The sequence below is a fragment of the Rhizobium sp. ZK1 genome (genome assembly GCF_047782645.1).
In the GTDB taxonomy this organism is placed as follows: Bacteria; Pseudomonadota; Alphaproteobacteria; order Rhizobiales; family Rhizobiaceae; genus Rhizobium.
Genome location: NZ_CP180586.1, coordinates 3,506,672 through 3,523,031 on the forward strand (window position 1 = coordinate 3,506,672; position 16,360 = coordinate 3,523,031).

Annotated in this window: 11 protein-coding genes; 6 read left to right on the forward strand and 5 right to left on the reverse strand. The window is 60.7% G+C overall.

The genetic code is table 11. The features are described 5' to 3' along the window. Position 1 precedes the first annotated feature (1 nt). From glgA to ACK9YZ_RS17870, 4 genes are all read left to right on the forward strand, one after another. Positions 2-1,444: a glycogen synthase GlgA gene (glgA, locus tag ACK9YZ_RS17855; RefSeq protein WP_416064697.1), complete on the forward strand. Its 1,443-nt coding sequence runs from the start codon at positions 2-4 to the stop codon at positions 1,442-1,444. A gap of 6 nt (positions 1,445-1,450) precedes the next feature. Further along, a complete protein-coding gene (locus ACK9YZ_RS17860) occupies positions 1,451-3,082 on the forward strand; it encodes an alpha-D-glucose phosphate-specific phosphoglucomutase (protein ID WP_416064698.1) in 1,632 nt (543 codons plus the stop codon). A 12-nt stretch (positions 3,083-3,094) separates the two neighbouring features. After that, a complete protein-coding gene (glgX, locus tag ACK9YZ_RS17865) occupies positions 3,095-5,065 on the forward strand; it encodes a glycogen debranching protein GlgX (RefSeq protein ID WP_416064699.1) in 1,971 nt (656 codons plus the stop codon). 87 nt (positions 5,066-5,152) lie between these two features. Continuing rightward, entirely contained in the window at positions 5,153-5,641 is a 489-nt protein-coding gene (locus ACK9YZ_RS17870) for a MaoC family dehydratase (RefSeq protein ID WP_416064700.1), read from the forward strand. A 15-nt stretch (positions 5,642-5,656) separates the two neighbouring features. On the opposite strand, the gene ACK9YZ_RS17875 is transcribed toward ACK9YZ_RS17870, so the two are convergent. The 4 genes from ACK9YZ_RS17875 to ACK9YZ_RS17890 are packed head-to-tail and all read right to left on the reverse strand — an operon-like array spanning position 5,657 to position 10,795. Next, on the reverse strand, positions 5,657-6,205 hold the full coding sequence (locus tag ACK9YZ_RS17875; RefSeq protein WP_416064701.1) for a sarcosine oxidase subunit gamma: 549 nt from the start codon (positions 6,203-6,205) through the stop codon (positions 5,657-5,659). Beyond that, positions 6,198-9,191, reverse strand: a complete 2,994-nt coding sequence (locus tag ACK9YZ_RS17880; protein ID WP_416064702.1) for a sarcosine oxidase subunit alpha — start codon at positions 9,189-9,191, stop codon at positions 6,198-6,200. The genes ACK9YZ_RS17875 and ACK9YZ_RS17880 overlap by 8 nt, the downstream gene beginning before the upstream one ends. Further along, positions 9,188-9,529 (reverse strand): sarcosine oxidase subunit delta, encoded by a 342-nt coding sequence (locus ACK9YZ_RS17885; protein ID WP_183735305.1) that lies wholly within the window; start codon positions 9,527-9,529, stop codon positions 9,188-9,190. Before ACK9YZ_RS17885 ends, ACK9YZ_RS17880 begins: the two co-directional genes overlap by 4 nt. 12 nt (positions 9,530-9,541) lie before the next feature. Then, positions 9,542-10,795 (reverse strand): sarcosine oxidase subunit beta family protein, encoded by a 1,254-nt coding sequence (locus ACK9YZ_RS17890; protein WP_416064703.1) that lies wholly within the window; start codon positions 10,793-10,795, stop codon positions 9,542-9,544. A gap of 240 nt (positions 10,796-11,035) precedes the next feature. Between ACK9YZ_RS17890 and ACK9YZ_RS17895 the strand changes: the two genes are divergently transcribed. Beyond that, positions 11,036-12,187: a FecR domain-containing protein gene (locus tag ACK9YZ_RS17895; protein ID WP_416064704.1), complete on the forward strand. Its 1,152-nt coding sequence runs from the start codon at positions 11,036-11,038 to the stop codon at positions 12,185-12,187. A gap of 4 nt (positions 12,188-12,191) precedes the next feature. Here the strand turns inward: ACK9YZ_RS17895 and ACK9YZ_RS17900 are convergent, their stop codons facing one another. Further along, on the reverse strand, positions 12,192-14,363 hold the full coding sequence (locus ACK9YZ_RS17900) for a CHASE2 domain-containing protein (protein WP_416064705.1): 2,172 nt from the start codon (positions 14,361-14,363) through the stop codon (positions 12,192-12,194). Between the two features lie 287 nt (positions 14,364-14,650). Here ACK9YZ_RS17900 and ACK9YZ_RS17905 point away from each other — a divergent pair, with 287 nt between their 5' ends. After that, complete coding sequence (locus tag ACK9YZ_RS17905; protein WP_416064706.1) at positions 14,651-16,279, forward strand: adenylate/guanylate cyclase domain-containing protein; 1,629 nt, start codon at positions 14,651-14,653, stop codon at positions 16,277-16,279. Positions 16,280-16,360: the final 81 nt, after the last annotated feature.

Sequence of the window (16,360 nt, forward strand, 5' to 3'; positions counted from 1 at the left end):
TATGAAAGTTCTTTCGGTTTCGTCCGAAGTCTTCCCCCTGATCAAGACAGGGGGCCTTGCCGATGTGGCAGGCGCCCTGCCGATAGCCCTCAAATCCTTTGGCATCGAAACCAAGACGCTCATGCCCGGCTATCCCGGCGTCATGAAACTCTTGCAAAATCCGGCCGTCAGACTGGAATTTTCCGATCTTCTGGGCCAGCCGGCACGCGTGATCGAGGCCCAGCATCAGGGTCTCGATATTCTCGTCCTCGATGCTCCTGCCTATTACGACCGTCCCGGCGGCCCCTATCTCGATGCAAACGGCAAGGATCACCCCGATAACTGGCGCCGCTTCGCAGCCCTTTCGCTGGCGGGTTCCGAGATCGCTGCAGGCCTGCTGCCTGGATGGCGGCCGGATCTCGTGCATGCGCACGATTGGCAAGCCGCCATGGTGCCGGTCTACATGCGCTATTATCCGACGCCAGAACTGCCGAGCATTCTGACGATCCACAACATCGCCTTCCAGGGCCAGTTCGGCGCCGATATCTTCCCACACCTTCGTCTGCCGCCCCACGCTTTCGCTACCGAAAGCATCGAATATTACGGCACGGTCGGCTTCCTGAAGGGTGGCCTGCAGACCGCCACGGCCATCACCACAGTCAGCCCCTCCTATGCCGACGAAATCCTGACTCCGGAATTCGGGATGGGCCTGGAAGGCGTCATCGCCAGCCGTCGTGACGTACTGCATGGCATTGTCAACGGCATCGACGCCGATATCTGGAATCCGGCGACCGATCCGGTCGTCCACACCCACTACGGCCCGACGACGCTGAAAAACCGCGTCGAAAACCGCAGGTCGATCGAGGAGTTCTTCCATCTTGACCATGACGACGCGCCGATATTCTGCGTCATCAGCCGCCTGACCTGGCAAAAAGGCATGGATCTCGTCGCAAGCGCTGCCGACAAGATTGCCGCCTTCGGCGGCAAACTCGTCGTTCTCGGATCCGGCGAAGCGGCCCTCGAAGGCGCGCTGCTGGCTGCCGCCCACCGCAATCCCGGTCGCATCGGCGTTTCCATCGGTTATAACGAGCCGATGTCGCATCTCATGCAAGCCGGCTGCGACGCGATCATCATCCCCTCGCGCTTCGAACCCTGCGGCCTCACTCAGCTCTATGGCCTGCGCTACGGCTGCGTGCCGATCGTGGCGCGCACCGGCGGTCTCAACGATACCGTAATCGATGCCAATCATGCCGCACTTGCAGCAAAGGTGGCGACAGGCATACAATTTGCACCTGTAAACGAAGAAAGCATGCTGCAGGCACTGCGCCGCGCCATGCACCTCTACGCGGATCAAAAAGTCTGGACCCAATTGCAAAAGCAGGGCATGAAGTCGGATGTCTCTTGGGAGAAGAGCGCCGAACGTTATGTTGCCCTGTATTCAAGCCTCGTCTCGAAAGGCATGTGAACTAAAATGATCAAGTCCGTTCCCACCACGCCCTATCAGGACCAGAAACCCGGCACTTCAGGTCTACGCAAGAAGGTTCCCGTCTTCCAGCAACCGAACTATGCTGAGAACTTCATCCAGTCGATCTTCGATTCGCTGGAAGGCTATCAGGGCAAGTGCCTGGTCATCGGCGGCGACGGACGCTACTACAACCGCGAAGTCATCCAGAAGGCGATCAAGATGGCCGCCGCAAATGGTTTCGGCAAGGTCATGGTGGGCAAGGGCGGCATTCTTTCGACACCCGCAGCCTCCCACATCATCCGCAAGTACAAGGCCTTCGGCGGCATCATTCTCTCGGCGAGCCACAACCCAGGCGGCCCGACAGAAGACTTCGGCATCAAGTACAATGTCAACAATGGCGGTCCGGCACCGGAAAAGATCACGGACGCGATCTTCGCCCGCTCCAAGGTGATCGAAAGCTACAAGATCGCCGACTTCGCCGACGTCAATATCGACCGCATCGGCAAGGAAGAGCTGCCCGGCGGCATGATCCTCTCGGTCATCGACCCGGTCGAGGACTATGCCGCGCTGATGGAAGAGCTCTTCGATTTCGGCGCGATCCGCAATCTGATCAGCCTCGGCTTCCGCATCGCCTTCGACGCCATGAGCGCCGTTACCGGCCCTTACGCCAAGGAAATCTTCGAGAATCGTCTTGGTGCTCCGTCGGGTTCCGTGCGCAACTTCATGCCGCTTCCGGATTTCGGCGGCCATCACCCGGACCCGAACCTCGTTCATGCCAAGGAACTCTATGACGAGATGATGGGTGAGGATGCGCCCGATTTCGGCGCCGCATCCGACGGCGACGGCGACCGCAACCTCATCATCGGCCGGGGCATTTTCGTAACCCCGTCCGACAGCCTTGCTATCCTCGCCGCCAATGCCAACCTGGCGCCGGGCTATTCCGGCGGTCTCGCCGGCATTGCCCGCTCCATGCCGACATCGGGCGCGGCCGACCGCGTCGCCGAAAAACGCGGCATCGGCATCTACGAAACGCCGACCGGCTGGAAATTCTTCGGCAATCTGCTCGACGCCGGCATGGCGACGATCTGCGGTGAAGAAAGCGCCGGCACCGGCTCCAGTCATGTCCGCGAGAAGGACGGGCTCTGGGCTGTATTGCTGTGGCTAAACGTTTTGGCCGTGCGCGGCGAAAGCGTGCAGGACATCGTCACCCAGCACTGGCAGACCTACGGCCGCAACTACTATTCCCGCCATGACTACGAAGGCGTCGACAGCGATGCTGCAAACGGCCTTGTCGATAATCTGCGCAGCCAGCTTTCCACCCTGCCTGGCAAGACCTTCGGCGATCTGACCGTCGAGAAGGCCGACGATTTCGCCTATCACGATCCGGTCGACAAGTCGGTCAGCGAACATCAGGGTATCCGCGTCCTCTTCCAGGGCGGCTCCCGCGTTGTCTTCCGTCTTTCCGGCACCGGCACGTCTGGCGCAACCTTGCGCGTTTATATCGAGTGCTACGAGCCGGATTCGACTCGCCATAATATCGAAACGCAGGAAGCGCTCGCAGATCTGATCGCAGCCGCCGAAAGCATCGCTAACATTCGTGAGCGCACGGGCCGCAACGAGCCGACCGTGATCACCTGATCCGGGGGGCATATGGGGGGCAACAGTTCCGTGCAGGGCGGCGCCATCGTCTTCGAAACGGGCGTTGAATTTTCTGTTTGGTCGCATCATGCAGCGCAGATCGATCTCTGCCTCTTCGATGATGACGACAAGGAATATGCAAGGCTCCCCATGGCTCGCGACAGCGGCCATGTCTTCCGTCTTTTCGCCGACAGTGTGAAGGAGGGCGCCCGCTATGGCTACCGCGCGGACGGCATCTACGCCCCGGATAACGGCCTCTGGTTCGACCCTTCGAAACTGCTGATCGATCCCTATGCCAAGGCGGTGGACCGGCCCTTCCATTACGATCCGCGCCTCGGCATTTTCGGCGAGGATACGCAACATCTGATGCCTAAGTCGGTCGTTACCAAAGACGCGCCCGTCAAAATCCGAAAGCCGTTCTTTAAACCGGGCGGCTTTATTTATGAGGTGGCGGTCAAGCCCTTCACCGTCCTGCATCCGGAAGTGCCGGAAGTTCAGCGCGGCACGGTCGCCGCTCTTGCCCATCCCTCCGTTATCGCTCACCTGAAGCGCATTGGCGTCGATGCCGTCGAGCTGATGCCGATCACCGCCTGGATCGACGAGCGGCATCTGCCGCCACTCGGACTGACGAACGGCTGGGGCTACAATCCTGTTGCGTTCATGGCACTCGATCCGCGCATCGTGCCGGGCGGTATTGCAGAGCTCAGCGACACGGTGGCTAGACTGCATGAGGAAGGCATTGCCGTCATTCTCGACCTCGTCTTCAACCATACAGGCGAGAGCGACCGCTACGGCGCAACGCTGTCGCTGCGCGGCATCGACAATCTCAGCTACTACCGTCATGCGCCGGACCGGCCGTCTGTGCTCGTCAACGACACCGGCACCGGCAATACGGTTGCCTGCGATCATCCCTATGTTCAACAGCTCATCATCGACAGCCTGCGCCATTTCGTGCGCAATGCCGGTGTCGACGGTTTCCGCTTCGACCTTGCCCCCATTCTCGGCCGCACAGAAAACGGCTTTGAGCGGAATGGCACGCTGGCCGCGATCCTCACCGACGATCTGCTCACCGATCGCATCATGATCGCCGAACCCTGGGATATCGGCCCAAGCGGCTATCAGCTCGGCAATTTCCCGGCGCCCTTCCTGGAATGGAATGACCGCGCCCGCGATGACGTCAGATGCTATTGGCGCGGCGATGGCTGGAAGACAGGTTCGCTCGCAACCGTGCTGGCCGGCTCGTCGAACATCTTCTCAGCCAATGGCGGAACAGCGACCCGCAGCGTCAATTTCCTCGCGGCCCATGACGGCTTCACGCTCATGGATCTCGTCTCCTACAGCGGCAAGCACAATGAGGCGAACGGCGAGAACAATCGCGACGGTCACAACGAGAACCATTCGTGGAATAACGGCGTCGAAGGCGAGACCGCCTATCCCGTGATCCGCGAGCGCCGCAAGGCCGATGTCATGGCGCTCATCTCTACGCTCTTTGCCAGCCGCGGCAGCATTATGCTCACGGCGGGCGATGAAGGCGGACGCACACAGCATGGCAACAACAATGCCTATTGCCAGGACAATGAAATCACTTGGGTCGATTGGAAGCTGCTGGACGAAGACCTGATCGCCCATACCGCCTTCGTCGCTACGCTTCGTCGCCGCTTCTCGGTATTCTCCGATCTGACCTTCTTCTCTGGCAATGGTGATGTGGAATGGATATCTCCTTCCGGTGAACCGATGACAACAGGCGAATGGGAAACGCCCCCGCTCTCCACCCTCGGCATGATACTTGCGACCCGCGATCGTTCTTCCCGCAAGCAGACCCGCCTCGCCGTCCTGTTTAATCGCTCCGAGCAGCATCAGCTATTCACTCTTCTCTCAGCCGGCGAAGCAAACTGGCGCCAGCTTCTGCCCGGCGAGACGCGAAACGTCGCTGCCCGTGTCATGGTGGAACCGCGTTCAGTCGCCTTTTTCGTGGAAAATTGATCCACGTCACCGGCCTGCGAGAATCGTTGTCGCAATCGTCATGAATGCGCGATAAGGCTTGCGACTGCGGCTTTTTACGAGGAATGCATGGTCACGGAAATTTCGCTCTCGGATGTCCGGGAGCTGGTTGGCACGGAAACAGGATTATCTGACTGGATACTCGTCGATCAGAAGATGATTGATGCCTTTGCCGGGGCAACCGGCGACCATCAGTTCATTCACGTCGATCCTGTTCGCGCAGCAGCCGAAAGCCCTTTCGGCGGCACCATCGCCCATGGTTTCCTGACGCTCTCTTTGCTTTCGACGATGAACTACAACTGCTTGCCCAAGGTGCGCGAGCAGACCATGGGCATCAATTACGGCTTCGACAAAATCCGCTTCATGTCACCGGTCAAAAGCGGCACCCGCATCCGCGGCCACTTCGTGCTTTCGGATGCCCGCTTCAGGGGCGCCGGCATGCTGATGACAACCTATGACATCTCGATCGAAATCGAGAACGAAAAGAAGCCGGCGCTCACCGCCCGCTGGATCACGATCATCCAGTTCGACCCAAAGGATCGACCGGAAGACGCTTAAGGCAAGCTGCGGAGCTTAGTGCCCCGCATCCTCGGCACCCTCTGCCAGCAGCCCGAAAACATAATCCGAAAACGACCGCCAGCATTCCACCCGGAACGTATCGTCCTCGGTTCGAAAGAGCACGATCTCGGCCTTGCCGAAGATCGTCCGCGAGCAGGCGCCCACCGGAAAGACTTCGAGCGAGAGGTCCTGCGGGCAACCAGCGGATAGGGTTACCCCTGCGCCAGGTCCCGAGACGATGATACCGACATTGCGATGGGACACGTCAACTGCCGAATGAAGAGCGTCGGCACCAGTGAGAAGTGCAGGCAGGTCCGAGCCGGCCTCGTCGATCACGAGCCATTCATCCGGTCCAAGCCAAAGTACCGAGCGCCCCGCAGCGCGACCAGACGTCTTGGGTGCAGTCGGCAAAGCCACTCCCAAAGCGGAGGAGAGTGCCGATACGGATTCACCCGGCGCGCGCAGCGAAAGACGGCTGGCGACTGGCGCCACCGTCACGCGCACCGTCGCCGAACCGGCAAGGAGACCGGAAAGCGCCGGTTTGCGAATTGCGACCTCAGCCATGGATACGGCCTCCTTCCTTGTCAAAGAACACCAGATCCGTCACCTCGACCGGAATTGTCCGATCCGGCATAGGCACATAGAGCGTCTCGCCCATGAGGTTGCGCCCGCCTTCAACCAATGCAAAGGCGATGGAGCGGCCACAATTTTCCGACCAGTAGGCCGAGGTCACATGACCGAGCATCGTCATCGGCTTCGGCTGGTTCGGGTTGGCAACGATCTGCGCCCCCTCTTCGAGCACCAGCTTCTCATCCTTGGTGGCAAGACCAACGAGCTGCTTGCGACCTTCCTTCACAAGGTCCGGGCGCTTCAGGCCGCGGATACCGACGAAGTCCGCCTTCTTCTTGGAAACAGCCCAGGAAAGTCCCGCATCGTCGGGCGTCACGGTGCCATCCGTATCCTGGCCAACAATGATGTAGCCCTTTTCGGCACGCAGCACATGCATGGTCTCCGTGCCGTAGACGCAGGCGCCGAGCGGCTCGGCATTGGCCCACACGGCCTCCAGCACCGACTGGCCGTAGTCGGCAGGCACGTTGATTTCGAAGCCCGTCTCGCCGGTGAAGGAGACACGGAAGAGCCGCGCCGGAACGCCGGCTACATTGCATTCCGCAACACTCATATGCGGGAAGGCTTCATTGGAAATATCGAGACCCTCGACCAGCGGCGCTACGATGTCGCGCGCCTTCGGCCCCTGCACGGCGATCACGGCCCATTGCTCGGTCACCGAGGTCAGCCATACCTTCAGATGCGGGAATTCCGTCTGCAGGTAGTCTTCCATATGGTTGAGAACACGCGGCGCCCCCCCGGTCGTGGTCGTCACATGGAAGCGATCCTCGGAGAGACGGCCGACGACGCCGTCATCATAAACGAAACCATCCTCGCGCAGCATGATGCCGTAGCGGCACTTACCTGGTTTCAGCGTATCCCAGGCATTCGTGTACATGAGGTTCATGAATTCGGCGGCATCCGGCCCGACGACCTCGATCTTGCCGAGGGTAGAAGCGTCGAAAATACCGGCAGCGTCGCGTGCCGTCCGGCATTCGCGGGCAACGGCCTGATGCATCGTTTCGCCGGCACGAGGATAAAACCAGGCGCGCTTCCAGTTGCCGACATCTTCGAAGATCGCGCCCTTGGCCTCCTCCCAGGCGTGCAGGGGCGTCTTGCGCGTCGGGTCAAACAACGGCCCACGCGAATGCGAGATCAACGCACCATATGTCACCGGCGTATAGGGCGCGCGGAAGGTGGTGAGACCCACCTGCGGAATATCCTTGCCGAGTGTTTCGGCAGCGATCGCCAAGCCATGCATGTTGGAAAGCTTGCCCTGATCGGACGCCATGCCGTTCGTCGTGAAGCGCTTGATATGCTCGATCGAATGCATGCCCTCGCGCACAGCAAGGCGGATATCCTTGGCGCAGACGTCGTGCTGGAAGTCGATGAAGGCCTTGGCATTCGTGTCCGGCCCGGCACCTTCGGCCGCACCGATCATGCCACCCGTCCAGTTGAAGGCCTGCTCGACCGAAATCCCGATCTTGCTGCCCGCCTGTCTGCCAACAGCCCGCGCCATCAGCTCGCCGGCGGCAAGCGATTCCTCGACGGTTTGCTGCAGGCCGTCCGTCCCGTTGCATGCGCCGACGGAAAGGCAGTCCTGCGCGTAGGTGCCGGGCAGGAAACGCTGCGTCTCCGCATCGAAGGCAACCTTGCCCCGCGACTGCGAGAAGAGATGTACAGAGGGTGTCCAGCCGGCGCAGACGAGCAGCGCATCGACGGCGATCTTGCGTGGCGAACCACCGCCGTTGCGCGCCACCGTCATAGAGGAGATGCGCAACGCGCCCGATGTGTTGACGACCGACTGGCCGGTCAGCACATCGATACCGAGCGCACGAGCCTCAGTGAGCACCGCCGCACCCGGCGCTTGCCTGATATCAACGATCGCTGCAATCGACACACCTGCGCGCTTCAGGTCAAAGGCAGCCTCGTAAGCCGAGTCATGCGCGGTATAGATACCGACCTTCTGGCCGACCGCGACTCCATAATGATTGAGATACATGCGGCCAGCCGAGGCGAGCATGATACCCGGCCGGTCGTTATTCGGAAATACCATGTGCCGCTCGATCGCCCCGGTCGCAAGCACAACGCGCTTGGCGCGGACCTGCCACAGCCGTTCGCGCGGCAGATCGCGGGTGGGACGAGCAATATGGTCCGTGACCCGTTCGACGAGGCCGACGAAATTGTGGTTGTAGTAGCCGAAGGCTGTCGTGCGGGTCAGGACCTGCACATTCTCCATGGCCTTCAGCCGCGCAAGGGTCTTCTGTACCCAGGCGTAGCCGTCAAGCCCATCCACCTTGACGCCAACATCGAAACGCAACGCCCCGCCGGCTTCCGCCTGCTCGTCGCAAAGGATGACTTTGGCGCCGGCTTCTGCAGCGGCAAGTGCTGCAGAAAGCCCGGCAATGCCGGCGCCGGCGACCAGCACGTCGCAATGAGCGTAGCGGCTGGCGTAATGGTCAGGATCGCCCTCTGTGGGTGCGACGCCAAGGCCGGCAGCGCGGCGGATCATCGGCTCGTATACGCGTTTCCACGCGGCCCGAGGCCACATGAAGGTCTTGTAGTAGAAGCCCGCTGCGAAGAAAGGCGAGAACAGGTTATTGATCGCACCGATATCGAAGGAAAGCGACGGCCAGCGGTTCTGCGACTTCACGATCATGCCGTCGAAGACTTCCTGCACGGTTGCCCTGACGTTCGGCTGCTTGCGGGCGCTGTCGCGCGCGACATCGATCAATGCATTCGGCTCCTCGGCGCCAGCCGAAAGAATGCCGCGCGGGCGATGATATTTGAACGACCGGCCGACAAGGTGCACGCCATGGGCAATCAGGGCTGAGGCAACAGTATCGCCTTCGAGCGCCGTATAGCTGTTGCCGTCGAAGGTGAAACGCGCGGTCCTGGCGGGCGTCAGCCGGCCCTTGCCGGCAATACGGTTCGCGCCGCTCATTGGGCCTCTCCTTCAACAGCTTCATAAGTTTCGACCGGCGCATGCGGCTCGGCCGCAGTCCCGATGTCAGGCTTCGGTTCACCGGCCTTGTAGGTCATGATGAACTTGTCGCTCACGGTATCGCGCGCCGCGTTGAAGAAGCGCCCGCAGCCGTGCATGTGCCGCCAGCGTTCAAAGATCAGGCCTTTCGGATTGTCGCGCAGGAAGAAATATTCCTCGAACGCTTCATCCGAGATCGAAGCGATATTGGTCGGCCGAGCGATATGGGCGTCACCGGCTCCACGGAACTCGAGCTCGGAGCGCTCTTCCTGACAGTAAGGGCAGTAGATCAGCAGCATGTCGTCCTCCTGTCAGTGCGCGACGGCGGCAGCTGCCGCCTCGTCGATCAGCCGGCCGGATCGGAAGCGCTCCAGCGTCAGCCCGGCATTGAACTTGTGCGGCTCGTCGCGGGCGATCAGGTGGGCGAAGAGATTGGCCGAACCCGGCGTCGCCTTGAAGCCGCCAGTACCCCAGCCGCAATTGACGTAAAGCCCCGGAACGGGCGTCTTCGACTGGATGGCCGAACGATCCGGCGTGTTGTCGACGATACCGCCCCATTGGCGCATCATCTTCACGCGGCGGAACATCGGGAAGAGTTCGCAGATTGCATCCAGCGTATGCGTGATGATCTGCAGGCCGCCGGTCTGGGAGTAGGAATTATACTGATCCGTGCCAGCGCCGATGACGAGTTCGCCCTTGTCGGACTGCGAGATATAGGCATGCACCGTGTTCGACATCACGACGCAAGGGAAGATCGGTTTGAGCGGCTCGGAAACCAGCGCCTGCAGCGGGCTCGATTGCAGCGGCACGCGCACGTCCGCCATCTTCATGACCGTTGTCGTGTGACCGGCGGCCGAAACGCCGACCTTCTTTGCGCCGATGAAGCCCCTGTTGGTCTCGACACCGGTCACGCGTCCGTCCGGACCGCGGCGGATGCCGGTGACTTCGCAATTCTGTATGATGTGGACGCCACGATCGGACGCCGCACGCGCATAACCCCAGGCAACGGCATCGTGACGTGCCGTACCGCCGCGACGCTGCAGGGCTGCACCGTTGATCGGATAGCGCGCCGTCGCCGAAATATCGAGCGGCGGGCAATAGGCCTTGGCCTGCTCCGGCGCCAACCATTCATTGTCGATACCGTAAAGCCGGTTGGCATGGATATGCCGCTTGAAACTCTGCATGTCGTGCACATTGTGCGACAGCATCATGACGCCACGCGGCGAATACATGACATTATAGTTGAGCTCCTGCGACAGCCCTTCCCAGAGCTTCATCGAGTGCTCGTAGATATGCATGCTCTCTTCATAGAGATAGTTGGAGCGAATGATCGTGGTGTTGCGGCCGGTATTGCCGCCGCCGAGCCAGCCCTTTTCCAGCACCGCCACATTGGTGATGCCATGCTCTTTGGCGAGATAGTAGGCCGCGCCCAGCCCGTGACCGCCGCCGCCGATGATGATGACGTCATATTCGGGTCGCGGCTCCGGCGAGGTCCACTGCTTTTCCCAGCCCCTGTGCCCGCGCAGAGCCTCCCGCGCTACGGCAAAAACCGAATATTTCCGCATCCGCCATCATCTCCTTCAGGCAAAAGCTGTTCGTCGTGGCCATACAAATCGCAAATCGAATTGCGGCACAACGGTTCTTTTGCGACGTGAAAGAGCTTTTGTTTTGACACGACGACAGCTGCACCACCTCCATTTGTGGCCGTCTCCCTTCGCAAAAGCGGCATAACCCTTTTCTCACCCAACAGGGCAGGCAGAAGCGACCGACTGCAAATGCTAATGTTCCGATATGTGGAGTGTCACATGTTGGGTTTGCGTAGCAAAGGGATCGCGGGCTTCTGCCTCGCGCTGTTGAGCGCATGGCCTGCGCTTGCCGCAGAGCCCGTCGGCCAGGCAACCCTCATCAAAACCGAAGTAAGCGGACAGGCCGGTCCGATCATCGTCAATGACGAGGTCCATCGCAACGAGCGTATCCGCACCTCCCAATCGGGGCTCGGCCAGTTCGTCTTCCGCGACGGCACCAAGCTTGCCGTCGGGTGGGGCTCGTCCGTTGTCATAGACAAATATGTTTACGACGATTCCGACTCCGTCAAACGCCTCTCCATCAAGGCGGCCAAGGGCACGTTCCGCTGGGTCAGCGGCAACTCGAAATCCTCGGCTTACCAGATCCAGACGCCGGCGGGCACGATCGGCGTGCGCGGCACCGCTTTCGATTTCTATGTCGGCCCTGACGGTACGACTGCCGTGGTGTTGCTGAACGGTGCGGCCAGCTTCTGCGGCCCGGGCGGCTGCCGGCAATTGCAGCAGCGTTGCGATTGCGTCATTGCGCGGCCGAACGGCAACATGACGGATGCGCAACCCGTCAACCGCGCCGTGCTGCAGCGACTGGGCAACCAGCGCGCCCTTCCCTTCCTTTCCGGCAATCAGAGTCTATCAGGCGGCCTTGGCCTGCTTGGCGGCTGCCGGATGGCCTCGGTTGAGCCCGAGCGCAAAGACCGGCTTCGCCAGGAACCCCGGCCACGGGATCCGGATCCCCCACCCCAGCAGCAACAGCAGAAGCCGGATGATCCGCCGAAGCAGCGGCCGGAAAAACCGCATCACGATAAGCCGCATCATGACAAGCCTCACCATGACAAACCAAGGGACGGCTGGCACGACAAACACGACAAGTATGGCTGGAAGAATAAGGACGATAGAGGCGATCACGGAAGGCCGGACCGGCACGACGGGTCCAATCGTGCGGACAGACATGGCGCGTCTGACAGGCCAAGCCGTACGGAAAGGGCAGATAACCATCAGGACCAGCCGAGCAGACAGGAAAGAGGCGGTGGTGAAAACCAGACCGCCGGCAACGACCAGGGCACGGGAAGAGATCGGGATCGCGACCACCGTGGCCATGACCGGAATCACGGCTGGGGCGGAAACGGGAGCAGGGACTGGAATCGCAATCGCTGACTGATTATTCAACGGCCTGGTTTTCCGGCAGATCGATTTCCTCCCGGAAATGATCATTCCTGCCCGATATCCGCTCGTAGAATTCGGTGAGACCGGGCAAGACCTGTACTCCGGCGAGCTTTGCCGCACCGATCAGCTTGCGGCTGTTCCTCGAGCGCACACGCAAGGCACTCATCACGTCTTCATGGACGAGATGCAGGGCACCAAATTCCGGCGAGGTGGCGACCTTCTCGTCGCCGATCACGGCAAAGATCTGCGTTCGGCTGCTCTTTCCCTTGAGCGGAATGGCTCCCGCCTCCAAGAGCGCCGCGCCGCTCTGTGCCCGCGCCGTGCTGTCGGAGATCAGGATATCGAAACCGACGTCCTTGCAGCAGGACTCGATGCGCGCCGCGACATTCACGGCGTCACCAACCGCCGAATAGTTGAAGCGCGTCTTTGCGCCCATATTTCCGACACAGGCAAGGCCGGTATGGATGCCGATACCGATCCTCACCTGTCGGGCGCTGCCGAAACCGAAAGCATCGCCGGCATTCAGCTCGGCGAGCGTCTCGCGCATGGCAAGTGCCGCCCTCAGCGCTTTTGCTCCATGATCCGAAACATCGACCGGTGCATTCCAGAACGCCATGATGGAATCGCCGATGAATTTATCGAGCGTTCCCTCGTTCCCGATAACATGACGGCTCAGCGCATCGAGCAGCGTATTGAGAAACTGGACGACGGCGGTCGGCGTCAGCCTTTCACTAATTTCGGTGAAATTGCGCACATCGACGAACATCATGGTGAGCTCTCGCTCGTCCCCGCCAAGCTTCAGCGCATCGGGCGTGTGCTCGATCCTGTGGAGGAGCGAAGGCGAGAGGTAATGGCCGAAGGCGCGCCGCACCTCCCGTCGCTCCCTGTCGATGACGAGGATGCGGAACGATGTTGCTGCAAAATGCGTGATGGAGCCGCTGACGATCGGCGCCAACGGATCGAACAGCAGACCGGTATAGAGAAAGCAGAACCACGAAGCGGCAAGCGCCATCGCGGTGATCGCCAGGCCGCAGACCAAAGCCACGGCCGGACTGACGAAGGTTGTGACAAGAACAAGCAGGAAACCGAGCACGGCAATGGAGAGAATCTCCAGCCCGTCGGCCCAGTCCGGCCGTGACAGGTAGCGGCCCGAGAGGATCTGCTCGACCGTCTGTGCCTGTAGCGAAACACCGGGCACATTTTCTCCGAGCGCGGTGGTGCGGATATCCTGCAGTCCGACCGCCGACGTGCCGATGAAGATGATGCTGCCTTCGATCTGAGCAGCAACATCAGGGGCCGCTCCGCCGGCAGCAAGGACCTTTCGGGCCGAGATATAACGTTCCGCCCGGTTCGGCGTCACATAAAGCCAGATCTCTCCGGCAGCCGTCAGCGGGACGATGAAATCACCGATCTTCGCCGAGGTGATGATCCCTGCCCGGTCTGGCGCGCCGGCCAGCACATAGGTCGAAGCACTCTGCACTACCCGCAACGCTTCGATCGCAAGATTGGGATAAAACTGTTCACCATCGCTGAGGAACAGCGGCACTGCGCGCACCACCGATGACGGGCTGCCGGGATTGAGACTGACATGGCCAAGCCCCGCGGCATTCGCCTCCAGCCTCGGCCGGAGCGGCGTCGAAGCGTTAAGATGCGGAGGTGCTGACAGCGGACTTTCGCCGATAAAAGCAAAACCGGCCTTCACCGGCGGCTTGTAATTGCCTTCATTGGAAAGCCCGAAGCCGAGAACGACTGGCTTTCCTTCGATCGATTGCGCGAATATCTCGTCATTGTCAGGCAATTGCGCCGCGAGCGATGGATCGACGCCCTCCACTTCCTGGATGACATTGCGCGGCGACATTCGGTCGGGCTCGGCGAAGATGACGTCGAAGGCGATGGCCGCCGCTCCCATGTCGGAGAGACGCTCGACCAGCGTCGCCAGCCTGTCGCGCGGCCAGGGCCACTGGCCGAACTCCCGCAGGGAAGCCTCGTCGATATCGACCACCCGAACCGGCATCGCTTCGAAGCTGCGCGGCACGAGGCGCTGATACTCATCGAAGGTGACGTCGCGGATCTGCTTCAGCACCGGTGGATCGCTTGCGCGGAACATCGCAAGCGCGGCCACGATGATCAGGCCGATCAGCACACCGATCTGCTGCAAGCGCGTCATGTTTTGCCCGACCTCCCCGCCGCAGGCAGGCTACGCCTGTTCGACGTCAAAGACCATTCGCTCATGCGCACAAGCTGAAAAACAAACAGACGGCAATACAGGATCCGCCCATCGGCACTGGCCCAGTATTTTCGCTGAGATGTAACGGCAACACACCACGGTATTACTTCCAGATTTGGTCCTCGCTTTCGGCCCGACCTACAAGCGTCGGCCTTGCCGCGCACGCGACGAAATGTTTCTGTGTCTCAGGGGATTTAACAATGCGATTGATGTCGAGGGGATGAGCCATGGCAGATCCGCAAGGAGAGACCACGGCAAGAACTGCCGAAGATTCGGCTTTCACCGCGCGCAGAAGCGGCTACTGGCTGGTCGTCGTCGTGCTGGCGATGCTTGCCGGACTGCCGCTTGCTGTCTGGCTCGATATCAGCAATCTTTCCGAAAGCGCTCTGCGCCGGCAGGCACGGGACATGAGTTCGCTTGTCACAAGCATCCGCTCCTATTATTCGGCGAATGTCGTCGGCCGAGTGCTTGCCGCCCATCAGGCAGGTGACGTCAACGGCACCGTCGTCTCCCACAACTATGCCAATATTCCAGGCGCCATTCCGCTGCCGGCGACGCTTTCGCTGGAACTCGGCGACGTCATCAAGGAGCAGCAGGCCAATATTACCTATCGCTTCCTCTCCGACCTGCCCTTCAAGAACCGTGCGCCTCACGATCTCGATAGTTTCGAAAAGGCGTCGCTCACGGCTCTGCGCACCAATTCCGGCCAGACGCTGACGGATCTCATCCGCGTCGGATTTACCGATACCCTGCGGCTCATCACACCTGTCGTCATGGGTCAGGCCTGTGTAGCCTGCCACAATACCCATCCTGAAAGCCCGAAGAAAGACTGGAAGGTGGGCGATGTGCGCGGCATCCAGGAAGTCATCATCCGTCAGCCCTATGCGAGCAATATCCTCGCCTTCAAATATCTGCTCTGCTACTTCTTCTTCGTCGCCATCATCGGCATCAGCTTCATCGTCCTGCAGCGTCAGCAGACGCGCGTCATCCATAGCGCCAACCGCGACCTTGAAGCCGCAAACGAATTCCTCGCCAGCGTTTCTCTCAAGATTTCCCGGTACCTGCCGCCGCAGATCTACAAGAGCATCTTCAGCGGCCAGAAGGATGTGGTCGTCCACACCGAGCGCAAGCGCCTGACGATCTTTTTCTCCGACATCAAGGATTTCACCGCGACGACAGAGCGCCTGCAGCCGGAAGCACTGACGGAGATGCTGAACGAATATCTGACCGAAATGTCCGCCATCGCACTTAACCACGGCGGCACGGTGGACAAGTTCATCGGCGATGCGATGCTGGTGTTCTTCGGCGATCCCGAGACCAAGGGGCCGGAGGAAGATGCCAAGGCATGCCTGCGCATGGCGGTGGACATGCAGCACCGGCTCGGTGAACTGAAGGACAGATGGCGCAGGAACGGCACCGAGGAGCCCTTCGTGGTACGCATGGGGATCAACAGCGGTTACTGCAACGTCGGCAATTTCGGCAGCAACGACCGCATGGACTATACGATCATCGGCGCCGAAGCGAACCTCGCCGCCCGCCTTCAATCGATCGCCCAGGGCGGCGAAATCGTCATCAGCTACGAAACCTATGCGCTGGTGAAGGATATCGTCGACGCCCATCCCCTGCCGCCGATTACCATGAAGGGGATCCAGCGGGAGATCGTACCTTACGCCGTGGACGGGCTGATGCTCGGCACCAATCAGAAGAGCCGCGTTCTGAGCGAACATCTGGCCGGCCTGGACCTGCATCTGGACATGGCCCGGCTTGAGCCCGCCGACCGTTCCCGCGTGATAGCCGCGCTGAAGGAAGCGATCGCCGCGCTCGACGAAACCAAGCCCGAGACGGCGCGTTCCTAGCGCCCTGTAATCATGGGCGGCATTTTTCCGCCCATTCGCACATGCCGTCTGGACTTCACTCCCTCGATCTGCTATCCCGCT